General features: G+C 66.3%; 24 protein-coding genes. 6 read left to right on the forward strand and 18 right to left on the reverse strand.

What is annotated here, in order from left to right; all coding sequences use genetic code 11:
• Positions 1-320 precede the first annotated feature (320 nt).
• The 5 genes from TQ38_RS00005 (at position 321) to TQ38_RS00025 (ending at position 5,762) form a co-directional block, all read left to right on the forward strand.
• Positions 321-3,044 carry a bifunctional [glutamine synthetase] adenylyltransferase/[glutamine synthetase]-adenylyl-L-tyrosine phosphorylase gene (locus TQ38_RS00005; RefSeq protein WP_043978501.1) on the forward strand — a complete coding sequence of 908 codons (2,724 nt, stop codon included), beginning with the start codon at positions 321-323 and terminating at the stop codon, positions 3,042-3,044.
• Positions 3,041-3,532 (forward strand): peroxiredoxin, encoded by a 492-nt coding sequence (locus TQ38_RS00010; protein ID WP_043978503.1) that lies wholly within the window; start codon positions 3,041-3,043, stop codon positions 3,530-3,532. The genes TQ38_RS00005 and TQ38_RS00010 overlap by 4 nt, the downstream gene beginning before the upstream one ends.
• Positions 3,529-4,323, forward strand: coding sequence for a ferritin-like domain-containing protein (locus TQ38_RS00015; protein WP_043978505.1), 795 nt, complete (start codon positions 3,529-3,531; stop codon positions 4,321-4,323). Before TQ38_RS00010 ends, TQ38_RS00015 begins: the two co-directional genes overlap by 4 nt.
• 164 nt (positions 4,324-4,487) lie before the next feature.
• Positions 4,488-5,195: a M23 family metallopeptidase gene (locus TQ38_RS00020; protein WP_052505918.1), complete on the forward strand. Its 708-nt coding sequence runs from the start codon at positions 4,488-4,490 to the stop codon at positions 5,193-5,195.
• Positions 5,196-5,489: 294 nt separating this feature from the next.
• Positions 5,490-5,762 (forward strand): hypothetical protein, encoded by a 273-nt coding sequence (locus tag TQ38_RS00025; RefSeq protein ID WP_043978580.1) that lies wholly within the window; start codon positions 5,490-5,492, stop codon positions 5,760-5,762.
• A 24-nt stretch (positions 5,763-5,786) separates the two neighbouring features.
• Here the strand turns inward: TQ38_RS00025 and hemN are convergent, their stop codons facing one another.
• The 10 genes from hemN to ccoN form a co-directional block, all read right to left on the reverse strand.
• On the reverse strand, positions 5,787-7,103 hold the full coding sequence (gene hemN, locus TQ38_RS00030; RefSeq protein ID WP_043978582.1) for an oxygen-independent coproporphyrinogen III oxidase: 1,317 nt from the start codon (positions 7,101-7,103) through the stop codon (positions 5,787-5,789).
• Between the two features lie 31 nt (positions 7,104-7,134).
• Positions 7,135-7,359, reverse strand: coding sequence for a hypothetical protein (locus TQ38_RS00035; RefSeq protein WP_043978507.1), 225 nt, complete (start codon positions 7,357-7,359; stop codon positions 7,135-7,137).
• Positions 7,356-7,505, reverse strand: coding sequence for a cbb3-type cytochrome oxidase assembly protein CcoS (gene ccoS, locus TQ38_RS00040; RefSeq protein ID WP_043978509.1), 150 nt, complete (start codon positions 7,503-7,505; stop codon positions 7,356-7,358). Before ccoS ends, TQ38_RS00035 begins: the two co-directional genes overlap by 4 nt.
• Positions 7,502-9,682, reverse strand: a complete 2,181-nt coding sequence (locus TQ38_RS00045; protein WP_255417955.1) for a heavy metal translocating P-type ATPase — start codon at positions 9,680-9,682, stop codon at positions 7,502-7,504. The genes ccoS and TQ38_RS00045 overlap by 4 nt, the downstream gene beginning before the upstream one ends.
• Positions 9,679-10,176: a FixH family protein gene (locus tag TQ38_RS00050; protein ID WP_043978511.1), complete on the reverse strand. Its 498-nt coding sequence runs from the start codon at positions 10,174-10,176 to the stop codon at positions 9,679-9,681. Before TQ38_RS00050 ends, TQ38_RS00045 begins: the two co-directional genes overlap by 4 nt.
• A gap of 11 nt (positions 10,177-10,187) precedes the next feature.
• Positions 10,188-11,618 (reverse strand): cytochrome c oxidase accessory protein CcoG, encoded by a 1,431-nt coding sequence (ccoG, locus tag TQ38_RS00055; RefSeq protein ID WP_205316084.1) that lies wholly within the window; start codon positions 11,616-11,618, stop codon positions 10,188-10,190.
• Positions 11,619-11,703: 85 nt separating this feature from the next.
• Positions 11,704-12,627 (reverse strand): cytochrome-c oxidase, cbb3-type subunit III, encoded by a 924-nt coding sequence (gene ccoP, locus TQ38_RS00060; protein WP_043978516.1) that lies wholly within the window; start codon positions 12,625-12,627, stop codon positions 11,704-11,706.
• Positions 12,620-12,790, reverse strand: coding sequence for a cbb3-type cytochrome c oxidase subunit 3 (locus TQ38_RS00065; protein ID WP_043978519.1), 171 nt, complete (start codon positions 12,788-12,790; stop codon positions 12,620-12,622). Before TQ38_RS00065 ends, ccoP begins: the two co-directional genes overlap by 8 nt.
• On the reverse strand, positions 12,787-13,536 hold the full coding sequence (ccoO, locus tag TQ38_RS00070; RefSeq protein WP_043978522.1) for a cytochrome-c oxidase, cbb3-type subunit II: 750 nt from the start codon (positions 13,534-13,536) through the stop codon (positions 12,787-12,789). The genes TQ38_RS00065 and ccoO overlap by 4 nt, the downstream gene beginning before the upstream one ends.
• 13 nt (positions 13,537-13,549) lie before the next feature.
• Entirely contained in the window at positions 13,550-15,196 is a 1,647-nt protein-coding gene (ccoN, locus tag TQ38_RS00075) for a cytochrome-c oxidase, cbb3-type subunit I (protein ID WP_043978525.1), read from the reverse strand.
• Between the two features lie 327 nt (positions 15,197-15,523).
• Here ccoN and TQ38_RS00080 point away from each other — a divergent pair, with 327 nt between their 5' ends.
• Positions 15,524-16,222 (forward strand): OmpW family protein, encoded by a 699-nt coding sequence (locus tag TQ38_RS00080; RefSeq protein WP_043978528.1) that lies wholly within the window; start codon positions 15,524-15,526, stop codon positions 16,220-16,222.
• Positions 16,223-16,259: 37 nt separating this feature from the next.
• On the opposite strand, the gene TQ38_RS00085 is transcribed toward TQ38_RS00080, so the two are convergent.
• The 8 genes from TQ38_RS00085 to cyoB all read right to left on the reverse strand — a co-directional run bounded on the left by TQ38_RS00085 (position 16,260) and on the right by cyoB (position 23,392).
• Positions 16,260-16,706, reverse strand: coding sequence for a GtrA family protein (locus tag TQ38_RS00085; protein ID WP_240197915.1), 447 nt, complete (start codon positions 16,704-16,706; stop codon positions 16,260-16,262).
• Positions 16,707-16,740: 34 nt separating this feature from the next.
• Positions 16,741-17,433, reverse strand: coding sequence for a Crp/Fnr family transcriptional regulator (locus TQ38_RS00090; protein WP_043978533.1), 693 nt, complete (start codon positions 17,431-17,433; stop codon positions 16,741-16,743).
• A gap of 217 nt (positions 17,434-17,650) precedes the next feature.
• Positions 17,651-18,187, reverse strand: coding sequence for a response regulator transcription factor (locus TQ38_RS00095; protein ID WP_043978534.1), 537 nt, complete (start codon positions 18,185-18,187; stop codon positions 17,651-17,653).
• A 38-nt stretch (positions 18,188-18,225) separates the two neighbouring features.
• The gene (locus TQ38_RS00100; RefSeq protein WP_043978586.1) at positions 18,226-19,539 is read right to left on the reverse strand and encodes an ATP-binding protein; all 1,314 of its coding nucleotides are present in this window, start codon (positions 19,537-19,539) and stop codon (positions 18,226-18,228) included.
• A 35-nt stretch (positions 19,540-19,574) separates the two neighbouring features.
• Positions 19,575-20,261 (reverse strand): SURF1 family protein, encoded by a 687-nt coding sequence (locus TQ38_RS00105; protein WP_043978536.1) that lies wholly within the window; start codon positions 20,259-20,261, stop codon positions 19,575-19,577.
• Positions 20,262-20,326: 65 nt separating this feature from the next.
• Positions 20,327-20,719 carry a cytochrome o ubiquinol oxidase subunit IV gene (gene cyoD / locus TQ38_RS00110; protein ID WP_043978538.1) on the reverse strand — a complete coding sequence of 131 codons (393 nt, stop codon included), beginning with the start codon at positions 20,717-20,719 and terminating at the stop codon, positions 20,327-20,329.
• A complete protein-coding gene (gene cyoC / locus TQ38_RS00115; protein WP_043978540.1) occupies positions 20,719-21,375 on the reverse strand; it encodes a cytochrome o ubiquinol oxidase subunit III in 657 nt (218 codons plus the stop codon). Before cyoC ends, cyoD begins: the two co-directional genes overlap by 1 nt.
• Before the next feature lie 4 nt (positions 21,376-21,379).
• Entirely contained in the window at positions 21,380-23,392 is a 2,013-nt protein-coding gene (gene cyoB / locus TQ38_RS00120; protein ID WP_205316048.1) for a cytochrome o ubiquinol oxidase subunit I, read from the reverse strand.
• Positions 23,393-23,396 lie beyond the last annotated feature (4 nt).

Here is a 23,396-nt window from a genome sequence, read left to right on the forward strand (position 1 = left end):
GGGACGCGGGGCCACAGGTGCCAGAGCGGGCCAAGCGCCGCAAGGCTTGCCGCGCGGGGCGGCTGAGGGGAACATGCGAAACCTCACGATGCCCGAGAACCGCATGGCCTCATAATCTGGTAACTTCAAATCTTGTCGCCCGCAGAACTTCGCAATCTCAAAACGTCGTCATCCCCGCGAAGGCGGGGACCCAACTGATGGCGGATCAACAGGAACGGGCATCAGATGGGTTCCCGCTTCGCGGGAATGACCAAGAAGGGTTGGCCCTCGCGGCGACCTCACCCTTGCCCGCCATCCACGCAGCAGGCAGGGAAGCAGGCATGAGTGCCGACTGGACAGCCGCCATCGCCCGCGCCCGCGCCCACGCCCCCTACCTTGCCGGCGCGCTGGACCGCTTGCCGCGTCTCACCGAACTGCTCGCCGCCGGCGACAGCGCTGGTGCCCTTGCACTGGCGAAGGCCGCCGGCGAAGGCGCGCCCGATACTTCGGCGGCGCTGCGACGGGAAAAGCAGGCGCTGGCCCTTGCGCTCGCCATCGGCGACCTTGCCGGGGCCTTTCCGCTGCTGGAGGTGACCGGCGCCCTTTCCGCCTTCGCCGACCGCGCGCTGAACGCCGCCATCGTCGAAGGTATCCGCCGCCGCGCGCCGGACTTCGACCCGGCACATACGCCCACCGGCTTCATCGCCCTGGCCCTTGGCAAGCACGGCGCGGGCGAGCTTAACTACAGCTCCGACATCGACCCGATCCTGCTGTTCGATCCCCTGCTGCTCCCCCGCCGCGAGCGCGACGAACCCGGCGAGGCGGCCCAGCGCGTGGCCCGTACCGTGGTCGAAACCCTCTCGCGCATGGACCACGAAGGCTATGTCTTCCGCGTCGACCTGCGGCTGCGCCCTGCTTCCGAAGTCAGCCCGCTGGCGATCTCGGTCAACGCCGCGCTGACCCATTACGAATCCTCGGCCCTGACGTGGGAGCGCGCCGCCTTCATCCGAGCCCGCGCCTGCGCCGGAGATATCGCGGCGGGCGAAGGTTTCCTCGCTGCGATCCGCCCCTTCGTGTGGCGCCGCAGCCTGGATTTCGGCGCCATCGCCGAAATCGGCCGCCTGACCGCGCAGATCCGCGCCAGCACGCGCGGAAGCGCCGTTGTCGGTCCCGGCTTCGACCTCAAGAAAGGGCGCGGCGGCATCCGCGAGGTGGAGTTCTACGCCCAGACCCACCAGCTGATCCACGGCGGCCGCAACCCGGCGCTGCGCCTGCGCGGCACGCGCGCCACGCTGGATGCGCTGGCTGCAGCCGGGCTGGTCCCCGCCGAAGAAGCGCGCCTGCTGGGCGAAAGCTACGACCGTCTGCGCACCGTCGAACACCGCCTGCAGATGATGCAGGACCAGCAGACCCACAGCCTGCCCAAAACGGCAGAGGCGATCGAGGCGGTGGCCCGGCTCGACGGCCTCGCCAGCGGTCAGGCCCTGCTCGACGAGCTGACCGAGATCACCGAGGCCGTCGGCAGCCGCTACGATGCGCTTATCATGGCCAATACGCCCCAAGGCGCCGTGGTCGTTGCCATGCCCGACCAGTCCTCGCTGGTGGAGGAGCTGGAGGCGCTGGGCTTTGCCGAGCCCGCCGCGCTGGCGGAGCGGATTCGCGGCTGGCTGGGCGGCAAGGTCCGGGCGCTGCGGTCCGAGGCGGCGCGCGCCGCCTTCGAAACGATCCGCCCCGACCTGCTGGCCGCCTTCGCCGCCGCGCCTGAGCCGGAACGGGCGCTGGCCCGCTGGGAACAACTGCTGGGCAACCTGCCCACCGCCATCAACCTGTTCAACCTGCTGGTGGCGCGCCCGGCGCTGATCGAACTGCTGGCCCGTATCCTTGGCCTCGCTCCGCCGCTGGCCGATGCGCTGGCGCGCCGGGCCGACCTGCTCGACCCCCTGATCGACGCCAGCGCCTTCGACCTGCCCGGAACGGTGGAGGAGCTGACCGCGCAGCTGTCCCGCTTCGAATCCGGCGACGATTACGAACGCAAGCTCGACGCGGTGCGCCGTAAGGTGGGCGAAATCCGCTTCAAGCTGGGCGTCCAGCTGATCGAAGGCGCCAACGACCCGATTGCCATCGGCCAGGCCCTGGCCCGCATCGCCGAAGCCGCGCTGGTGGTGCTGACCGATGCTGCCGCCGATGAATTTCGCGCCGCCCACGGCGCGGTGCCGGGCAGCGAACTTCTGGTGCTGGGCCTTGGCCGGATGGGCGGCGGCGTGCTGACTCATGCCTCCGACCTCGATCTCATCTACCTGTTCAGCGGCGATCATCAGGCGGAATCGGACGGGCGCCGCCCGCTGGGCGCCACGCATTACTACAACCGCCTGTCGCAGCGGGCGATCTCGGCGCTCTCCGTCGCGACCGCGCAGGGCGCCCTGTTCGAGGTCGACACCCGCCTGCGCCCCTCAGGTGAGCAAGGCCCGCCAGCCGCCAGCCTCGACAGCTTCGAGCGTTACCAGCGCGAACAGGCCTGGACCTGGGAACACATGGCGCTGTGCCGCGCCCGCCCGCTTTATGGCTCGGCAGAGGGCCGCGCACCCCTCACCGCCATCGTGCGCGATGTCCTCACCGCCCCGCGCGATGACGACAAGCTGCGCGCCGACGTGCTGGAAATGCGTGCCAAGATGGCGAATCACAAACCCGCCAAGGGCCCGCTCGACGTCAAGCTGGCGCGCGGTGGACTGGTCGACCTCGAATTCATCATCCACTTCATCCAGCTGCGCGAGCGCGGTCCCGGCCTCGACCCCGATCTTGGCGAGGCGGTCCGCGCGCTCGCCGCCGCCGGGCTGCTGCCCGCCACGCTGGTGGACGCGCACGACGCGCTCACCCGCCTGCTGGTCGCGGGCCGCCTGCTTGCCCCCGATATGCAGGTGCCCGGCCCTGCCGCACGCATGGCGCTGGTGCGCGCATGTGGCTATGACGACTGGGAAGCGCTCGAACAGGGCCTTGGCCTTGCCCGCCGCCACGTCGCGGCCGCATGGCACGAGGCGTTCGGCGAAACATTGGAGACAGACGCATGACCACCCCCGGCAACTCGCACGGCCGCCCGCACGTTGGAGACACCTTCCCCGACATCGCCATGGAAACGCCCGAAGGCGGCAGCGTGAAGGCCTCTGACTTCGCCGGACGCAAGCTGGTGGTGTTCTTCTACCCCAAGGACAGCACGCCGGGCTGCACCACGGAAAACATCGAATTTTCCGCCCTCAAGGCCGAATTCGAAGCCGCCGGAACCGCACTGCTGGGCGTCAGCAAGGACTCTGCGAAAAAGCACCAGAACTTCATCGCCAAGCATGATCTGACGGCTCCGCTCGCCAGCGATGCCGAGGAAAACGGCCTGTCGGACGCGCTCGGCATCTGGACCGAGAAGCAGAACTATGGCCGCACATACATGGGCATGGTGCGCACCACCTACCTGATCGGCCCCGACGGGAAGATCGCGCAGGTCTGGGACAAGGTGAAGGTCAAGGACCACGCCGCCAAGGTGCTGGAAGCCGCGAAGGCCCTGTGACCCAGCAAACCGTTGCCGCCGCGATCCGGGCCGCGCTGTGCCAGCAGGCTCCCCGGGCCAAGGCGATGGCCGCGCGCAAAGTCGCGCGCGACTGGCGGCTGGGCAGGCTCTCTTTCGCCTTCGATACCGTGATGCCCGAAACGCCGGGCCGCCCGGACCGGCCCGAACTGCTGCTCCCCGGCAAGATGCCCAAGCGCGGCAAGGCCGGGTCCGAACGCGGGCGCATCGCCCTTTGGCACGCTCTCGCCCATATCGAGTTCGTGGCGATCGATCTTGCGCTGGACATGGCCGGGCGCTTTGGCGCCGAAATGGGCCCCGCCTTCATCGGCGATTTCCTCAGCGTGGCGGCGGACGAGGCGATGCACTTCGCCCTGCTGGAACGTCATCTGCATACATTGGGCAGCCATTACGGCGCCCTGCCCGCTCACGACGGGCTGTGGACTTACGCCCATGACACCCGCCACGATGTCGCGGCGCGCCTTGCGGTGGTGCCGATGGTGCTGGAAGCGCGCGGCCTCGACGTCACGCCGGCCATGCTGGAACGGGTGCGCGCGGCCGGTGACGAGCGCGGCGCACGCATCCTGGAGCGCATCCTTGACGATGAAATCCGTCATGTTCGATTCGGTTCAAATCATTTCACCGACCTCGCCAAACGGTCGGGCGAAGACCCCTCAGACCGGTGGAAATCCTTGGTTTTTCGTTACTTTCGCGGCAACCTGAAACCACCATTCAACGACTCGGCGCGCCTCGCTGCCGGTTTGTCGCGCGATCTGTATACAGGGCTTGCCTGAGCGAAAGCTAACGGCATAAGTCAGGATCACGAGACGGCGGGGGGTTCCGACGATCTCCAAAACCTAGGCATGGCGACTTCACGCTTGAAGTTGGCCGCGCTCAAAATTCAGCGTCGCGCTCCACAGGTTGCTGGGCGGTAGCGGCGGAAAGCAAGGTATTGCGAGTGGTCGTAACGAATTTCTTCGCCAAGTTCCGCGCAGTGACTGGTCTCTTCGTCGCCGCAGGCATCACCATGGCCGCACATCCCGCCATGGCCAACAGCGCCGCCTCCGCCGCTGACATCTCCGCTCCGCTGCGCGCTGCACAGGCCGCCAACCAATCTGTAACGGGCGGTGAGGACGAACAGTTCCGCCAGCTCTTCAGTTCGTGGCAGAATTTCGAAGAAACCGGCCTTGCCGCTGCCAAGCCCAAGCCCGCCGTAGCCGGCAGCTTCGCCTCGGTCGCCATTCCTTCGCGCAACCCCCTCGCCCAGGAACGCATGACCAGCACCTTCGGCATGCGCGAACATCCCATTCTTGGCGGTCGCCGCGCTCACAAGGGCGTCGATCTCGCCGCGCCGACCGGCACCCCGATCTACGCAACGGCAGACGGCACCGTCAGCCGCGCTTCGTGGTTCAGCGGCTACGGCCTTTACATCTCGCTTGAGCACGGCGGTGACATGCAGACCCGCTACGGTCACATGTCGCGCCTCAACGTTGCCGAAGGCCAGCGCGTCCACAAGGGCGACGTGATCGGCTTCGTCGGCAGCACCGGCAACTCGACCGGCCCCCACCTCCATTACGAAGTGCGCGTTTCCGGTGAAGCCGTTAACCCGCTGGCTTACATGCAGACCGGCATTGCCGCCAATGACGGCGATGCCAAGGGCGGCTGATCCGCCCCACCCGGTTGAGAGGGGGAAGAGGCGGCTCGCAAGGCCGCCTTTTCTTTGTCCGCAATCCGCCGAAAAAAGGGGCGGCCCGTTACGAGGGTGGGCCGCCCGAAGTCGGGGAGAAGCGGATCGCACCCTCGGGCCCGCCAGGCGACGGGAAGGGGTGCGGGACCGGCAGGAAGGTTTTTCGCGCGTGCAGCGCACACCGGCATTGATCGCGATCAAACCCGCCGGTTTCATGCGAAAATCTGCTTCATCGCCTTAAATTTCCGGCAGCATCCGCCGTCCTTGATCGAAATGGACAAGCTGCGTTTCCGCCCCACGCCCAACTTGCGCGAACGCCGTCGGCGGCGCTGCCTGCGCTTTGTGCTAACGGATGCGCGCGGGGCCGAAATACCCGTGATCGTACGCGACATATCCTCGCGCGGGCTGAGCGCAGCCGCGCTGGGCGATCCACCCGCACTCAACGAAGTGGTACGCGCGGCGCTGGAGGACGGACGTGAACTGTGGGGTCTGGTGCGCTGGCGCGACGACAACCTGTTCGGCGTCGAATTCGACACGCGAAGCTAGGCCCGCACGGCAGCCGGTGGCCAGTCAGACGGCCGAACTGAAACGCCGCAGCGAGTCCTTGCGATAGGGATCGAAACGCGCCGCGATCGAGCGGGCATAGGGCAGCCCTCCCGGCAGGATAACCAGATCGTCGCCGTCCGTCTCGCACAGGCGCGCATCGAAATAGGGCGCGAGCAGCGGCCATGCCTCGGCGCGCAGATCCGGCTCGATCCTAGCCCGGCCCCGGCACATCAGCCCCTCTATCACAGCGCCGCGCCTGCGATCCCCGGCGCTGCGCACGATGCCGCGACTGGCAGCGAGGCGCTCCTGCGAGAGCATCATGCGATAGCGCCCGGTGTTCTTCTCGTTCTGGACCATCACGTCTGGAAAACTGCCAATCGCCGAGGCACCAAGGCCCAGCAGCACCGGCGCCTGATCGTCGGTAAATCCCTGGAAATTGCGTTTAAGATTCCCGGACAGGGTCGCCTGCGCCAGTGCGTCGCCGGGCCGGGCGAAATGGTCGAAGCCGACCGGGACATAGCCCTCCTCCAGCAGAAATTCGTACCCGAAAGCAGCCATGGCGAACCGCGCAGCCGCACCCGGCAAATCGCTGGCATCGATCTTGCGCTGGCGGGGGATGAGGTGGGGCACATGGGCATAGCCGAACAAGGCGATGCGGTCAGCGCCAAGCCCGGCGGTGCGTTCCAGCGAGTCCCTCAAATGCGCCATCGTCTGCCCCGGCAAACCGTACATCAGATCGAAGTTAAGCGACTGCACGCCCGCCCTGCGCAGCGTGGCCGTCGCCTCCTCGATCATGGGCGTGGGCTGGATGCGGCCTATCGCCGCCTGCAAGCCCGGCGCAAAGGTCTGGACACCAAGGCTGGCCCGCTCGATGCCGACGGTGCCGATCACATCCGCCCATTCCGGGCCGAGTGTGCGCGGATCCAGTTCGATGGAAATCACCGGGCCGGATGCCGCGAACTGCAAGGTCAGGGCATCTACCAGCCGCACGAAATCGACCGGCGAAATACCGTTGGGACTGCCCCCGCCAAAGGCGATGCGCGTGACCCGTGCGCCGTCCGGCAGGCGCCCTGCCATGAGGACGATCTCGCGGTGGAGCGCATCGAGGTAGCTGGCAACCCGGTCCCTGCGATTGGCAACGCTGGTGTTGCAGCCGCAGTACCAGCAGATCTTCTCGCAGAACGGGATGTGGACATAGAGCGAGACTTCGCCGTTCACGCCGCCCAGCGCGGCCTCAAGCTGAGGCGTCCCTACGGAGTCGTCGAACTCCGCTGCCGTCGGGTAGCTGGTATAGCGCGGGACGGGAATCGCCAGCAGTTCGGGGTGATAGGTCCAGGTCATGCCGCCGGTTTCGCGCGGGACGGCGCGCCGGTCATTGCGATCGATCAAGCCGCTTGCGCTTACTGTCGCAATGACAGCCCTTGGCGCAGCATGGCCCCTGCGGCGGACCGGGCGGCGCATCGCGGGCGGGCATGGGGATAGCCAGCGCCGCCCCGCCGCACAGCGGCAGGGCCAGACTGCGGCCTTGCGCCTCAAGCGGGCCGACCATCGCCGGCAGCAGGGCCAGCGCGCTGAACAGGGCGAGCTTGCGTTTCACCCCTCGCCATCCTCGTCGATGAGGATGCGGTTGGCGGCGCCGTCGAGGTCTTCGAACTGGCCGGTGCGTGAGGCCCAGAAGAAGAAGTACAGGCCCGCCAGCCCCATGACCAGCGCCAACGGAATCAGGAAGCCCAGGATCGTCATGCCGCATCCTTTCCGCTGCCCGGCTGAGCGGCACTGGCCAGCCGCAGGGAATTGCCCACGACCAGAAGCGAACTGCCCGACATCGCCAGCGCCGCCACCAGCGGCGTCACGTAGCCCGCTATCGCCAGCGGCACCGCCAGCACGTTGTATACCACCGCCATCGCGAAGTTCTGGCGCACCACCCGCATCGTCGCCCGCGCGGTTTGGACCGCCAGCGCCACCGGCATCAGCGCCGCGCCGACGAAGACCGCGTCGGCCGCCTGCTGCGAAACATCGCTCGCCCCGCCCGGCGCGATCGAAACGTGGGCGCCGGCCAGCGCCGGACCGTCGTTCAGTCCATCGCCGACCATCAGCACCTTGCGGCCCATCGCCGCCCGGCGTTCGAGCAGTGCCAGCTTGTCGGCCGGGCTCATGCCGGCGGCGGCGAACAGGCCGAGGTCGCGGGCGACAACGCCCACCGCCTCTACCCGGTCGCCCGAGACGATGGCGGCGCGCAGGCCCTGCGCGTTCAGCGCAGCCAGCGTCTCGCGCACGTCGGGGCGCAAAGGGTCGGCGAAGGCGATGCGGGTGCGAAAGCCGCCGACGAGCAGGTCCACCGCAAGACCCGCAGTCTCCGCCTCGGGCCGCAGCAGGGCAACGTCCACACCGTCGATCCTGCCGCTCATGCCGGTTCCGGCGGTTTCCGAGATGCCCTCGATCGGGGCGGGCTCGGTGCCATCCTCGCGCAGGGCGCGGGCAAGGCCGCGGCTCAGCGGGTGGCGGCTTGCCTGTGCCAACCCCAGCGCGATGGCGCGCCAGCGGGGGCCGAGCGCCTTGAGACTGGCCGGGCGCGGCTCTCCCAGCGTCAGGGTGCCGGTCTTGTCGAGCAGCACTTCATCGGCGTCGGCAAGACGTTCCAGCGCCGAGCCATCCTTGATCAATAGCCCGCGCTTCATCAGCGCGCCCGCCGCCACGACCTGCGCTGCCGGCACCGCAAGGCCCAACGCGCAGGGGCAGGTGATGATAAGCACGGCCACCGCGATCGTCAGCGCATGGTAGACCCCGGCCCCTGCCAGCATCCAGCCGCAGAAGCTCAGGAACGCCAGCGTATGGACCGCCGGGGCGTAAAGCCGGGCCGCACGGTCGGCCACACGCACGTATCGCGAGCGGGACTGTCCAGCCTCGTCCATCAGCCGCGCTATGTCGGCGATGGCGGTGTCCTGGGCTGCCGCCGTGACGCGCACGCGCACCGGATTTCCGAGGTTTATCATGCCGGCATGGACGATGTCGCCGGATTGGGCCACCCGCGCCTCGCTTTCGCCGGTCAGCATCGAGGCGTCGATGCTGGTGCCGCCTTCGATGATCTCCCCGTCGGCCGCCAAAGCCTCACCGGCGGCTACCAGCATGACCATGCCGGGGGCCAGCCGCTCGGCCTCGACATAGCGGGCGGCGCCGCCGTCCTGCACGACTTGCGCGCCCCGGCCCATCCGCCCCAGCAGCGCGGCAATGCCCGAGCGGGCGCGGCTGCGCATCATCGCGTCCAGCGCGCGGCCTGCGAGCAGGAAGAACAGCAGCATCACCGCGCCGTCGAAATAGGCGTGTTTCCCGCCGGTCAGCGTCTCGTAAAGGCTCATGCCAGTGGCCAGCAGGACACCGATGGAGATCGGCACGTCCATATTCGTGCGCCTGTAGCGCAGCGCCATCAGCGCCGAAGCGAAGAACGGGCGGCCCGAATAGGCAACGACCGGAATCGCGATCAGGGCGCTGAGCCAGTGGAACATTTCGCGGGTAATCACGTCCGCGCCGGACCATATCGATACCGAGAACAGCATGATGTTCATCATGCCGAAGCCGGCTACGGCGAGCGCGCGCATCAGCCGCTTCGTTTCGCCCCCCATCTCGCCTTCAGCGCCGCGGGCAAGCGGGTTGTCGGCAGCGCGTTCGGCCTCGAAGCCGAGTTTGCGCAGTTCTTCGAGGATTTCGTCCGCATCCAGAGTGGAGGCGTGGCTGACGGCAACGCGCTTTGCGGACAAGTTCACGCGGGCCGATGCAATTCCCGGCACGGCGCCAAGACCGCGCTCGATCTTGCCGATGCAACCCGCGCAGCGCATCCCCGGAACGGCGAAACGGCTGTCGATCGGCGCTTGTGCCAAGGATAGCCCGGGCGACGCCGACAGCGACAGTGCAGCTACGTTCACGCCGCTTCTCCCGCGCTGATCGGCTGCTGGGTGCGCCAGCTGCGCCCTCCCCCCTCGACGTCGAAGCGAAGCGTCCAGCGTCCGGCGGGGAGTTGCCCGGTGCTGACCCATTCGCCGCTTTCATCCCGCCGAAAGGTCAGCGGGACATCGGCAAGCCTGCCGAGCGGATGACGCGCGGTGGCGGTGACTTTCGCCGCGGCGAACGCCGTGCCTGTCGCCGCAGCCGGCCCGTCGATCCGGGCGGTCACGCGGCCGTCGCTGCGCCAGCGCGCCTCGATCCGCCAGCCGAGGGCCTTTTCCTTCTCGGCCTCGTCCAGCCAGCGGTTGAAGTGCTGGCTGGCGACATAGGAATTTTCCACGACCACACCGCCGAAAGTCAAACTCGCCAGTCCCGCCATCGTGAAGTTGACGGCGACGACCACCCCGAAACCGGCGACGAGGATCGCGGTCATGTGGCGGCCAGTAAAAGGCTTGCGGGGGGCGTGCATCTTCATCGTCTCGGTCCTCAGGGCGTGTCGAACGCTGTGTTGGCGGTATCTGCCTCGCCAGCCTCGCCTATGGCCTGGAGGTGGAAGGCGAAGTCATGCACCGCGCTGTCCGCCGGCGCGGTGACGTAGACGCGCAAGGTTTGGGTGGCGTCAGGGGCGACGGTGCGGACGATGCGCCGCGCGGCAGGATCGCGCGCGGTGTCCTCGGTCCACATCACCGCGCCGGGCAGGCCGCGTAGCGCGATTTCCATGTCTCGCAGGCGGCCCTGCATGTTGCGCAGGCGCAAGGTGTAGGCGTTGCGCACTGTGCCGCCCTTCATCAGGATATAGGGCGGGTTGCGGTCCTTCGAGACGGTCAGCCCGGTGTGGACGCGGGTGCCCAGCAGGAACAGCAGCCCGCAGCCGATGGCCGACCACGCCGCCAGATAGAGCAGCGTGCGCGGGCGCCAGATCAACTTGAGGTGCCGCGTCGGAGCACCGCCCGCCTTTTCGGCTTCCGAGTCTTCCAGAGTCGCATAGTCGATCAGGCCGCGCGGGCGGCCGATCTCGTCCATCACCCGGTCGCAGGCGTCGATGCACAGCGCGCAGGTGATGCAGCCGACCTGCGGGCCCTCGCGGATGTCGATGCCGGTGGGGCATACGGCGACGCACTGGTTGCAGTCGATGCAGTCGCCGAACTGCCCGGGGTTGGCCTTTGCTTTCTTGAGGCTGCCGCGCGCCTCGCCGCGCCAGTCCTTGTAAGTGACGATCAGGCTTTTTTCATCGAGCATCGCGGTCTGGATGCGCGGCCAGGGGCACATGTAGATGCACACCTGTTCGCGCATGAAGCCGCCGAGCACGAAGGTCGTCGCGGTGAGTATGGCCACGGTGCCATAGGCGGCCACGTCCGCGCTGCCGGTCCAGAACTGGTGCTGGAGCGTGGGCGCGTCGGCGAAGTAGAATATCCACGCGCCGCCGGTGGCGAAGCTGATCGCAAGGTAGATCGACCACTTGACGAGGCGCCGCGCGATCTTGGCCGGGCCCCACGGCGCTTTGTACAGGCGCATCCGGGCGTTGCGGTCGCCGTCGATCAGGCGGTCGACGTGCTGGAACAGGTCGGTCCACACGGTCTGCGGGCAGGCATAGCCGCACCACGCCCGCCCCACCGCGCTGGTGACGAGGAACAGGCCGATGCCCGCCATGATGAGCAGGCCGGCGACGAAGTAGAACTCGTGCGGCCAGATCTCGATGCCGAACATGTAGAAGCGCCGGTGGGCGAGATCGATCAGCACCGCCTGGGTGGGCGCATAAGGACCACGGTCCCAGCGCAGCCACGGCGTGACCCAGTAGACGGCGAGGCACAGCGCCATGATCGCCCATTTCAGGCGGCGAAACCTGCCGTCGATGCGCTTGTTGAACACCGGCTCGCGCTTTGCATAAAGCGAGGGGGCGCGCGGCGGCTTGACCATCTGGTTCATCGTATGTGTCCGCTTCGACGTTATCCTCACTGCCCCGTCATCCCCGCCTGCGCGGGGATGAAGGGGCAGTGAGACGTCAGCGCGCCTCCGTTTCTTTGGCCGCAGCACCACCGGACGCCGCGAACGCCTCGCCGCCGCCCAGCGAGTGGACGTAGGCGGCCAGCATCCTGATCGTCACCGGATCGAGGCGCGTGCCCCATGCGGGCATGACGCCCATGTGCGGACGATCGATCTGCGCGATCACGTCTTCGCGGGCGGCTCCGTCCAGCCAGATCGCATCGGTAAGGTCCGGCGCGCCGAACTGGCGGCTGCCCTTGCCCGCCGGGCCGTGGCAGACGGCGCAATTGTCCGCGAAAAGCTGGGCTCCGCGCTGGCTGGCGGCGCTACGCTTTTCCTTGCCCGAAAGGGTCAGGACGTGGCTGGTCACTTCGCCGATCTGTTCCGGCGTCAGCAGACCGTCTGCTCCGAAATTCGGCATGATCGACTGGCGTGTAGCCTCGTCTCCGGGCTGGCGGATGCCGTGGATCAGCGTGGTCTCGATGGCCTTGAGGTCGCCGCCCCACAGCCAGTCATCGTCATTGAGATTGGGGAAGCCCTTCGATCCCGCCGCGCCCGCGCCGTGGCACTGAACGCAATTGATGCGGAATGCTGCCGCGCCGCCCGCCACTGCCGCGCGCATCAGTTCGGGGTGGGCGGGAAGCTGCTCTATCGGCATGTCTGCCAGCGCGGCCACGGTTCGCGCGCGCGCCGCAGCCGCGGCTTTCAGGTCCTTGTCCAGATCGCCCCGGCTGCTCCAGCCGAGCGTGCCCTCGGTCGCCTGCGTCAGCATCGGCCAGGCCGGATAGACCACGCAGTAAACCAGCGAGAAGGCGATGCAGGCGTAGAAGGTCCATAGCCACCAGCGCGGCAGCGGCGTGTTCAGCTCCTCGATCCCGTCCCATTCGTGGCCGACGGTTTCGGTCCGGGTGGCTTCATCGAGACGTCCTTTTTTCTCAGACATCGGTATCGTCCTTGAAGATCAGGCGCGCGGCGGCTTCGTTTTTCGCCCGGTGGCCGGGGCGGAATGGCCAGCCGACCAGCACCAGAAACACCGCCAGCATCGCCAGCAGACCCCAGCTATCGGCAAGATGCCGCAGCGCGTCGTACGTGGAGTGCACGCTCATCGGCCCTTCTCCGAGGCCAGTTCCTCCTGCGCGGCGGCGCCGTTCACGTCGACCATCGTGCCCAGCACCTGCAGGTAGGCGACCAGCGCATCCATCTCGGTCAGGCGTTTCGGGTCGCCGTCGTAGTCGCGGATCTGCGCCTTGGGGTAGCGGACGGCGAGGTCGCCCGCGTCTTCCTCGGGGTCGGCCTGGGCCTTGAGATCGGCCATGGCCATCTTCACGTCCTGGTCGGTGTAGGGCACCCCCACCCGGCGCAGGGCCGTGAGGTTGGCGGCCACATCAGGCACGCTGAGGTCGTTCTTTGCGAGGAAGCCGTACTTCGGCATCACCGATTCGGGCACCACGCCCTGCGGGTTCGTCAGGTGCTGGACGTGCCAGCTATCCGAATAGCGGCCGCCGACGCGGGCGAGGTCCGGCCCGGTCCGCTTGGAGCCCCACTGGAACGGGTGGTCGAACATCGATTCCGCCGCAAGGCTGTAGTGCCCGTAGCGCTCCACCTCGTCACGGAAGGGGCGGATCATCTGGCTGTGGCAGGTGTAGCACCCCTCGCGCACGTAGATGTCGCGGCCCGCCTGTTCGAGCGGGGTATAGGGGCGCACGCCTTTCACTTTCTCGATGGTGTTGTCGATCCAGAACAGCGGCGCGATCTCGACGATCCCGCCGATGGCGACCGTGACGAGGGCGCACAGGCCCAGGAGAGTGACGCTTTTTTCAAGCGTCTTGTGGCGTTCGACGATGGTGGTCATGGCTTGGGTTCCCTCAGGCCTGAGCGACGATGGGGCGATCACGCGCGGCGTCGTAGGCGGCATCGCGCATGGGGGCTTCGGTGCGCAGCTTGCCCAGGATCGTGGCCCAGACGTTGACCGTCATGATGACCGCGCCCGACAGGTAAAGCAGGCCGCCGAAGGCGCGCAGGATGAACATCGGGTGCACTGCGGCGACGGAGTCGGCGAAGGAGTTCACCAGATAACCGTCAGCGCCGTATTCGCGCCACATCAGGCCCTGGGTGATGCCCGATACCCACATGGCGGCGGCGTAGAAGACGATCCCCAGGGTCGCGAGCCAGAAGTGCCAGTTCACCATGCGCAGGGAGTAGAGCCGGGTGCGCCCCCACAAGCGCGGCACGAGATAGTAGATCGCCCCGAAGGTGATCATCCCGTTCCAGCCCAGCGCGCCGGAGTGGACGTGGCCGATGGTCCAGTCGGTATAGTGCGACAGCGAATTGACGCTCTTCACGGCCATCATCGGGCCTTCGAAGGTGCTCATGCCGTAAAAGGCCAGCGCCATCACCATCATGCGGATGATCGGGTCGGTGCGAACTTTGTCCCAGGCGCCGTTCAGCGTCATCAGCCCGTTGATCATGCCGCCCCAGCTGGGCATCCACAGCATGATCGAGAACACCATGCCCAGCGTCTGCGCCCAGTCGGGCAGCGCGGTGTAGTGAAGGTGGTGCGGCCCGGCCCAGATGTAGAGGAAGATGAGCGACCAGAAGTGGATGATCGAAAGGCGGTAGGAGTAGATCGGACGCTCGGCCTGTTTGGGCACGAAGTAGTACATCATCGCCAGGAAGCCGGCGGTCAGGAAGAAGCCCACCGCGTTGTGGCCATACCACCACTCCACCAGCGCGCCCTGCACGCCGCCGAACAGCGGGTAGCTTTTCGAACCCAGCAGGCTGACCGGCACGTCCAGGTTGTTGACGACATGGAGCATCGCCACGGTCACGATGAAGGCAAGGTAGAACCAGTTGGCCACGTAGATATGCGGCTCGCTGCGCTTCACGATCGTGCCGACGAAGACGATCAGGTAGCAGACCCATACGATCGTCAGCCACCAGTCGACGTACCATTCGGGCTCGGCGTATTCCTTGCCCTGGGTGGTGCCCAGCAGATAGCCGGTGGCGGCCAGCACGATGAACAGCTGATACCCCCAGAACACGAACCGGGCGAGCGCGGGAAAGGCCAGCCGTGCGCGGCAGGTGCGCTGGACGACGTAATAGCTCGTCGCGATCAGGGCGTTGCCACCGAACGCGAAAATGACCGCCGATGTATGCAGCGGCCTCACCCGGCCGAAGTTGAGGTAAGGCTCAAGGTTGAGCCCGGGCCAGGCGAGCTGCGCGGCGATGAACAGACCGGCGGCAAAGCCCGCCATGCCCCAGAACACCGTGGCGATCATGCCCCAGCGCACCGGATCGTCATCGTAGCGCCCCTGATCGGGCATCCTCAGAAGCCCGCGCGCAATGGCGTCGTAGTCGGGGCTGCGCACGGTGAACCACAGGGCGATGAACGCGGTAAACGCGGCGATTGCCATGTGGACGGCGAACCCCTGATCCACCGCGAGGGCGGACGCCATCACCGCCAGGAATAGCACGACAAGCCATACGCCTGCCCGCGCAAGGACCGAAACCATAGTGTTCTCTTTTCGAGATGAATTGCTGATCGCCTGCCGCCTTGGGCGCGCGGAACGCGGCGCGCATTGACGGGGATCAAAAAGCGTATCGGGCCTCGACGGGCTCGGCCTGAGCAGGGTCGGGAGTTTTACGCGACCTCCGCTCACCCTGAGCTTGTCGAAGGGTCAGGCTGAGCCTGTCGAAGCCCCTCGCCGCCCTCCAGGTTAATCCCGCGATTTTGCGCCCGATCAATTCATTCGGGGCACGCGCGGCGCATTGCGGGGGCGCCGCTCAAAAGGGGGGATACGCATGGTGCGGCCCCGGCGGCTTTTCGAAAGACCAGCGATATGCGCAAGATCACCCTGCTCGCCGCGTTAACGGCTGCGACCGCGTTCTCCGGCCCGGCGCTGGCCGGCAGCCCCGAGGGCAGGTTCCAGGTGAAGGTGCTGGCGACCGGCGTGCTGCCTGATGGCGGGGTCGACAAGATCAAGTCGATCGACACCGGGCTGGCCGCCACGCTATCCGGCATGGGCGTGAGCGACGTGGACGCCAAGGCCAACGACAATGTCGTGCCCACCATCGCCGCCGAGTACTTCTTCAGCAAGGCCGTGTCAGTGGAGACGATCTGCTGCTTCACCCAGCATCATGTCAGCGGCGCGGCGTACCTTGCCGGCACACGGCTGGTCGACCACGTCCTGATCCTGCCCGCCACACTGACGGCCAAGTTCCACCTCGACACCGGCGGTCCGATCAAGCCCTATGTCGGCGCCGGTCCGGCCCTGTTCCTCGTCTTCGACGAAAAGCCCGGTGTTACCGCACGGGCGCTGGGCGTGGACAGGGTGAAGATGTCCAACTCGCTGGGCCTGGCGCTGCAGGGCGGCGTGGATATCGCGCTGGGTCAAAGCGGTTACGGCGTGTCGCTGGATGCCAAAAAGTACTTCATCAAGCCCACCGCCAGCTTTTATGCCGATGGGGTGAACGTGCTTGAGACGAAGCACAACCTCGATCCGTGGGTAATCAGCGCGGGTCTGTCCTACCGGTTCTGAGTTCCTGGTCCTCCCCGCATCGGGGAGGACAGGTTTCCTAAACCTCGTGGAAATTCAGCGTCGCGTTCAGGATGAACACGATCGTCCCCGCGCACATCGAGACGATCACCCGCGCCACCAGGTAATGGGTGTCCAGCGGCCCGGTCAGCAGCGCGAAGCCCGCAAGGATGATTGCCAGCCCTACCAGAGCATTGCCCAGGAAATAGACATAGCCGGTGAACAGCCCGCGCTCGCTTTCCCGGAATACCCAGAGCCGCGCCAGCACGTAGTTCACGGCATTGGCGACGAGGAACCCCACCGTCACCGCCACGAACTTGTCCAGTCCGGCTTGCGACACCATCAGCCAGATCAGCGCCATGTCGATCGCGAAGCATCCACTGGAAACCAGCGCATTGCGCAGGAAAAGCACCGCGCCGTGACGGCTGAACAGGCCCGGATGGGAAGATGCGACCACCATGTCCTCGCAAACACCGCGCGCGGACATTGTTTCCCGCACTGCAAAAAGACGCGCCGGACCGTTATCCCGCTTCGGCGACAAGTGCTTCGTAGTCCACTATCGTGACATCCCGGCGCGAGGGCAGGTCGATCACGCCCTCGTTCTTGAGACGGGTGAACTGGCGGCTGACAGTTTCGATCGTCAGGCCCAGCACGTCGGCGATCTGCTGGCGCGAGAACGGCAGGGTCAGCAGCCGCTGGCCGGGCTTGTCCAGCTGGGTGCGGCAGCCGAGCCGCTCGACCATTTCGACCAGGAAGCTCGCCATCTTTTCCGCCGCCGACTTGCGGCCCAGCAGCAGCATCCAGCGGCGGGTGCGGTCCAGTTCGCCCAGTGTGCGTTCGAGCAGCTTGTGCTCCAGCGCGGGATGCGTGCGCGCGAAGGCGTCGAAATCGCGGCGCGAGAACACGCAGACCTGCGAATCGACCAGCGCGGTGACGCCGTGCCCGGTAGTGCCCCCGAAAGGCCGGCCGATGAAATCGGAAGGATAGACCACGCCGACGATCTGCTCGCGCCCGTCCTCGGTATTGGTGGAAAGTTTCAGCACGCCGTCGATGACATTGGCGACGAGGACCGAATCCTCGCCCTCCCAGATAATCGATTCGCCCGCCGTCAGTGTGCGTGTGCGGCCGATGGCGTTAAGCGCCTCAAGTTCCTTGGCATCGAGCGCGGCGCAAATCGCCCGGTTCCGGACGACGCAAAGATCACAATTGGCCATAATCGAGCATCATCAGGGTTGCTTCTCATCGATCGTATAGCGGATGGGGCACCATATCCGCGGCGGGGGCTTCGACAAGCTCAGCCTGAGCGGGATGGGGAGGTTTGTGCAACCTCCGCTCACCCTGAGCGGGGCCGGGAGGTTTACGCGGCCCCCGCTCACCCTGAGCAGGGCTGGAGGTGACGCGGCCTCCGCTCACCCTGAGCTTGTCGAAGGGTCAAAGCTGCCGCTTTTCCAGTTTCCGCGCCAGGGTGCGGCGGTGCAGCCCCAGACGCCGCGCGGTTTCCGAAATGTTGAACTCGCACTCGACCAGCGTCTGGTGGATGTATTCCCACTCCAGGGTCTTGATCGAGCTTTTGCGCCCCTCCACCGGAATGTTGGCATTGCCGCGCAGATTGCCGAAAGCGGCCTCGATGTCGTCCGTGTTGGAGGGCTTGGCGAGGTAGTGCGCGGCGCCCAGCTTGATCGCTTCTACAGCGGTGGCGATGCTGGCATAGCCGGTGAGCACGACGATGCGGGTCTGCGGCGCGTGGGCGTGGAGCGCCTCCACCACCGCCAGTCCTGAACCGGCGCCGAGCTTGAGATCGACCACGGCAAATTCGAAATCCTCGGCAAGGAACAGCGCCTCGGCCTCGTCCGGGCTGGCGGCGGAGGCCACGCGGTAACCCCGGCGTTCGAACGAACGGCGCAGGGTGCGCGCGAACGTGGGGTCGTCCTCGACGATCAGCAGGCTGGCGCCGCCCCCGGACGCCATATCGGGAACTGCGGATGCAGGAGGGGGGGGAACCTCGGTCATGCCCCCTTGTCCGGCTCCGGCGCGGCGCTGTCCAGTGCCAGTGTCGCAAGCGGGATCGCCAATTGCACACTGGCCCCGCCATCGCGGCGGTTTTCGACGAAGACCGAGCCGCCCAGCTTGCGGATCACGTTGACCACCAGAAACAGGCCCAGCCCGCCCCCGTCGCGTCCCTTGGTGGAGGCATAGGGCTGGCCGATCCGCCCCATCATCTCGGGCGCAAAGCCCGGCCCGCGGTCGCTGACGGTCAGGACCAGGCTGGGGCTTTCCGCCTCATCCTCCAGCCATGCCTCGATTACCACGAGTTCGGGCGAAACTTCGGCGGCATTGTCGATCACGTTGCCGATGATCTGGCGCAGGCCCGGATCGGCGATGATCGGCACTTCCCCGGCGATCCGGTCGACAAGGCGCAGTTCGCCCGCGAAGCGCGCGCGCCATTCCTCAGCAATGTCCTCGATGAAGGCGCGCACGCCGGTTACGGCCGGGTCGATCCCGCGCACTTCGCCCGCCGACATCAGGATGCCCGAAACGATCGTCTTGCAGCGCGCCAGTTCGCGCCGCACGTCGGCAAGGTCTGCAGCCATGTCGGGGTCGCCGGCGATCAGCGGCTCGCGGCTCCAGTCGCCCAGGATTACCGAGATCGACGATAGCGGCGTGCCCAGTTCATGCGCCGCACCGGATGCCAGCAGGCCCATGCGGATGATGTGGTCCTCCTCCGCCGCCTGCTGGCGCAGCGCCGCGAGGCTGGCGTCGTTCTCGCGCCGGGTATGGTCGAGGCGGACGACGAAGACGATCAGCAGCACCGCCGCCAGCACGAAGCAGAACAGGCTGCCGTAGATGTAGAGATGGAAATGATCCGCCGCATAAGGGAACGGCAGGCGGAGCGGCACGTACATGAACGTCAGCAGCACCATGCACAGGCAGGCGTTGAGCGCCACCAGCCAGCTCCAGCGCGCATCCAGGATGATCGCGCCGATCACGATCTGGAGCAGGAACAGGAACGTGAAGGGGTTGGTCGCCCCGCCCGAGTAATAAAGCTGCCAGCACAGCGCGACGACATCGATCATCAGCGCCGAGAACAGTTCCCGCTGCGAAAACGCCGTGCGCCGCTTGAGCACGCCCGCGACGGCAAGGTTGATGACGATCAGCAGCAGCGGCGCCAGCAGCAGCGGCGCCAGCGGCAATCGCACCTTCAGCGCCTGCGAGACGACGACGATCGCCGCCAGCTGCCCGAACACGGCGATCCAGCGCAGCTGGGTCAGCAGGATGACGCTGGAGCGGCTGGGCGTGCTGCTCGCGGTGCCCGGCCCCATGCCGGGCGGGGCGAACAGCGCCAGCAGCGGCTCGATCACGCGCGGCGCCAGATGTAGACCAGGCCGAAGGCCGAAAGCCCCGCGAGCGCAAACCATGTCAGCGCATACATGAGATGGTTGTCGGGGAAATGAACCTGCGTCAGGCCCGGAACCGGCTTCACCGCCGAGGCCGGGATCTGCGCGGTCTGCTCCACCTGCACGTCGACGAAGGCAGGCACCACGGCGCCCAGCCTGCGAGCTGCCGCCAGCCCTGCGACATCACGCGAATACCAGCGGTCATCCTGCGGACGATTGGCCTGCAGCAGGCTGCCCCCCGGTTCGGTGAAGCGTAGCAGGCCGCTCACCGCGATGCGCGCTGCGGGAGTCGATGCTGCGGCGACGGCGCGCGAGGTTCCCTCGGGCACGAAGCCGCGATTGATCCATACCTGCCGGCCATCGTCCATCCGCAGCGGCGTCATCGTCCAGTACCCGGTCCCAAGGTCCGTGGCGGCCCGCACCAGCGCGGTCGCACTGCCCTGATAGACGCCGGAGAGCTTTACGCGAAGATATTCCAGATCACGGGTGCGCGGATCGGCCTCGCTGGCATTGGCCAGTGCGGCATCGGCGGGAAGCGCCACGGGAGAGGCGTGAATGCGCGCATCGACGCGGGCGATCAGCGCATGCTTCCACTGCAGGCGCTGCACCTGCCACACACCCAGAGCGGCGAAAGCAATGAGGGCCATCAGCAGAAACGCGGCAAGCCCATAGGGCCGCCGCGTTCCGCTTGACCGCTGTGAGGCGGGGTGGGTCAGGGGACCTGCCTCATGTCCATGTCATGGCTCATCGGCATCATGTTATGGTTGAGGTGGTACATGACCCAGAGCGAGCCGGAGAGCGCGATCACGACGATGACGATCGTGAAGATCAGCGCCATCACCGTCCAGCCGTTCTCGGACTTGGTGTTCATGTGCAGGAAGTAGATCATGTGGACCACGATCTGCACGATCGCGAAGGCCATGATGACCAGCGCGGTGGTCTGCTTGTCGGGGATCGCACCCGTCATCACCAGCCAGAACGGGATCGCGGTGAGCACGACCGAGAGCAGGAAGCCCACGACGTATTCGCGCATCGAGCCATGGCTGCCGCCGTGGTCTTCATGACCATGGGCGTCCGGGTTGGGGTGAGCGTGCTGCGTGCCCATCAGAGCATTCCCATCAGATAGACGAAGGTGAAGACGCCGATCCAGACGACGTCGAGGAAGTGCCAGAACAGCGAAAGGCACATCAGACGGCGCTTGTTGGCCGGGATGAGACCCTTGGTGCCGACCTGGACGACCAGCGTGAACAGCCACACCAGACCGAAGGTGACGTGAAGGCCGTGGGTGCCCACCAGCGAGAAGAACGCGGTGAGGAAGCCCGAGCGCATCGGCGTCGCGCCCTCATGGATGAGGTGGTAGAATTCGTACATCTCGATCGAGAGGAACGCGATGCCGAACACGGCGGTAACCAGCAGCCACAGCTGCACCGCGCCCTTGCCGCCCTTTTCCATCGCCAGCATGGCGAAGCCGTAAGTGATCGACGAGAACAGCAGCATCGCGGTGTTGAGCGCGACGAGCGGCAGCTCGAACAGGTCCTTCGGCCCCGGCCCGGCGGCAAAACTTCCGCCAAGCACGCCGTATGCGGCGAACAGCATCGCGAAGATGAGGCAATCGCTCATCAGGTAGATCCAGAAGCCCAGCATGGTGCTGCCGCCTTCGGGATGGTCGTGCTCATTCAGGTCGTAGAACGTAGCCTGAAGCTGCGGCTGCGACAGGTCGTGCACTGCGTTCTGGGCGGGGTTGATCGTGGTAGCGGTCATGGCGTCAGACTCCCGCAGCGGCGAGCTGGCGGGTGCGTGCCGCCTCGGTCGCTTCGACCGTCTCGACGGGGATGTGGTAGTCCCGCTTGTAATTGAAGGTATGGAAGATCGCGTAGCCGATGATGCCCACAAAGGACACGGCCGCCAGCCACCAGATGTACCAGATCATCGCAAAGCCCAGCGCCGTCGACAGGCCGGCCAGGATCAGGCCGGTGCCGGTGCCCTTGGGCATGTGGATCGGACGGAAACCGGTGACCGGACGCTCCACGCCGCAGCGCTTCATGTCGTCCCATGCATCGATGTCGTGGACGATCGGCGTGAAGGCGAAGTTGTACTCCGGCGGGGGCGAGGAGGTCGCCCATTCCAGGGTACGGCCCTGCCACGGATCGCCGCTCTCGTCCTTCAGTTCCTCGCGCTTCCAGATCGATACCGCGAACTGGACCAGCATGGCGCCGATGCCGCCCGCGATCATCACGGCGCCGAAGGCGGCGATGACGAAGTAGATCTGGATGCTCGGATCGTCGAACACCCGCATGCGGCGCGTCACGCCCATGAAGCCCAGGATATAAAGCGGCGTGAACGCCACCCAGAAACCGGGAACCCACAGCCAGAAGCTGACCTTGCCCCAGAAGTCGTTGAGCTTGAAGCCGAAGGCCTTGGGCCACCAGTAGTTGATCGCCGCGAAGATGCCGAACAGCACGCCGCCGATGATGACGTTGTGGAAGTGGGCGATCAGGAACAGCGAGTTGTGCAGCACGAAGTCGGCGGGCGGGATGGCCAGCATCACACCGGTCATGCCGCCGATGGTGAAGGTCAGCATGAAGGCGACCGTCCACATCATCGGCAGTTCATAGCGGATGCGCGCGCGGTACATCGTGAACAACCAGTTGAACAGCTTCGCGCCCGTGGGGATCGAGATCACCATGGTGGTGATGCCGAAGAACGAGTTGACGCTCGCGCCCGAACCCATCGTGAAGAAGTGGTGCAGCCAGACGAGGTACGACAGGATGGTGATGACCAGCGTGGCGTAGACCATCGACGAGTAGCCGAACAGGCGCTTGCCGCAGAAGGTCGCGGTCACTTCCGAGAACACGCCGAACAGCGGCAGGATCAGAATGTAGACCTCTGGGTGACCCCAGATCCAGATCAGGTTGACGTACATCATCGGCGAGCCGCCGAAGTCGTTCGAGAAGAAGTTGAAGCCCAGGTAACGGTCGACCGAAAGCATCGTCATCACCGCCGTCAGGACCGGGAAGGCCGCGACGATCAGGATGTTGGTGCAAAGCGAGGTCCAGGTGAAGATCGGCATGCGCATCATGGTCATGCCCGGTGCGCGCATCTTGACGATGGTGCAGATCAGGTTGACGCCCGAAAGCAGCGTACCGACACCCGCTATCTGCAGGGACCAGATGTAATAGTCGACGCCGACCCACGGGCTGTAGGCGAGGTTGGACAGCGGCGGATAAGCCAGCCATCCGGTCTGCGCGAACTCACCGATGAACAGGCTCATCATGACCAGCACCGCGCCGGCGGTGGTCATCCAGAAGCTGAAGTTGTTCAGGAACGGGAAGCTGACGTCGCGCGCGCCGATCTGCAGCGGCACGATGTAGTTCATCAGGCCGGTCACGAACGGCATCGCCACGAAGAAGATCATGATCACGCCGTGGGCGGTGAAAATCTGGTCGTAGTGATGGGCGTTGAGATAGCCCTCGTTGCCGTTGAAGGCGATCGACTGCTGGATGCGCATCATGATCGCGTCGGCAAAGCCGCGCAGGAACATGATCAGGCCCAGCACCATGTACATGATGCCGATCTTCTTGTGGTCCACGCTGGTGAACCACTCCTTCCAGAGATACCCCCAGAGCTTGAAGTAGGTCAGCGCAGCCACGAGGGCCACGCCGCCCAGCGCCACGACCACGAAGGTCGCCAGCACGATCGGCTCCTGGGGAAGGGCATCCAGCCACAGGCGGCCCAGCAGGGGGCTCCAGTGCGAATGATCTACGGCTTCGATTGCCATGATA

The organism is Novosphingobium sp. P6W (assembly GCF_000876675.2).
GTDB lineage: Bacteria > Pseudomonadota > Alphaproteobacteria > Sphingomonadales > Sphingomonadaceae > Novosphingobium.

What these genes read in the sequence shown, in the direction of transcription:
- TQ38_RS00005 (WP_043978501.1), top strand. Translation starts at nt 321, where the DNA reads ATGAGTGCCGACTGGACAGCCGCCATCGCCCGCGCCCGCGCCCACGCC.
- TQ38_RS00010 (WP_043978503.1), top strand. Translation starts at nt 3,041, where the DNA reads ATGACCACCCCCGGCAACTCGCACGGCCGCCCGCACGTTGGAGACACC.
- TQ38_RS00025 (WP_043978580.1), top strand. Translation starts at nt 5,490, where the DNA reads ATGGACAAGCTGCGTTTCCGCCCCACGCCCAACTTGCGCGAACGCCGT.
- hemN (WP_043978582.1), bottom strand. Translation starts at nt 7,103, where the DNA reads ATGACCTGGACCTATCACCCCGAACTGCTGGCGATTCCCGTCCCGCGC.
- ccoS (WP_043978509.1), bottom strand. Translation starts at nt 7,505, where the DNA reads ATGACGATCCTGGGCTTCCTGATTCCGTTGGCGCTGGTCATGGGGCTG.
- TQ38_RS00050 (WP_043978511.1), bottom strand. Translation starts at nt 10,176, where the DNA reads ATGAAGATGCACGCCCCCCGCAAGCCTTTTACTGGCCGCCACATGACC.
- ccoG (WP_205316084.1), bottom strand. Translation starts at nt 11,618, where the DNA reads ATGGTCAAGCCGCCGCGCGCCCCCTCGCTTTATGCAAAGCGCGAGCCG.
- ccoP (WP_043978516.1), bottom strand. Translation starts at nt 12,627, where the DNA reads ATGTCTGAGAAAAAAGGACGTCTCGATGAAGCCACCCGGACCGAAACC.
- TQ38_RS00065 (WP_043978519.1), bottom strand. Translation starts at nt 12,790, where the DNA reads ATGAGCGTGCACTCCACGTACGACGCGCTGCGGCATCTTGCCGATAGC.
- ccoO (WP_043978522.1), bottom strand. Translation starts at nt 13,536, where the DNA reads ATGACCACCATCGTCGAACGCCACAAGACGCTTGAAAAAAGCGTCACT.
- ccoN (WP_043978525.1), bottom strand. Translation starts at nt 15,196, where the DNA reads ATGGTTTCGGTCCTTGCGCGGGCAGGCGTATGGCTTGTCGTGCTATTC.
- TQ38_RS00080 (WP_043978528.1), top strand. Translation starts at nt 15,524, where the DNA reads ATGCGCAAGATCACCCTGCTCGCCGCGTTAACGGCTGCGACCGCGTTC.
- TQ38_RS00085 (WP_240197915.1), bottom strand. Translation starts at nt 16,706, where the DNA reads ATGTCCGCGCGCGGTGTTTGCGAGGACATGGTGGTCGCATCTTCCCAT.
- TQ38_RS00090 (WP_043978533.1), bottom strand. Translation starts at nt 17,433, where the DNA reads ATGGCCAATTGTGATCTTTGCGTCGTCCGGAACCGGGCGATTTGCGCC.
- TQ38_RS00095 (WP_043978534.1), bottom strand. Translation starts at nt 18,187, where the DNA reads ATGGCGTCCGGGGGCGGCGCCAGCCTGCTGATCGTCGAGGACGACCCC.
- TQ38_RS00100 (WP_043978586.1), bottom strand. Translation starts at nt 19,539, where the DNA reads ATGGGGCCGGGCACCGCGAGCAGCACGCCCAGCCGCTCCAGCGTCATC.
- TQ38_RS00105 (WP_043978536.1), bottom strand. Translation starts at nt 20,261, where the DNA reads ATGGCCCTCATTGCTTTCGCCGCTCTGGGTGTGTGGCAGGTGCAGCGC.
- cyoD (WP_043978538.1), bottom strand. Translation starts at nt 20,719, where the DNA reads ATGGGCACGCAGCACGCTCACCCCAACCCGGACGCCCATGGTCATGAA.
- cyoC (WP_043978540.1), bottom strand. Translation starts at nt 21,375, where the DNA reads ATGACCGCTACCACGATCAACCCCGCCCAGAACGCAGTGCACGACCTG.
- cyoB (WP_205316048.1), bottom strand. Translation starts at nt 23,392, where the DNA reads ATGGCAATCGAAGCCGTAGATCATTCGCACTGGAGCCCCCTGCTGGGC.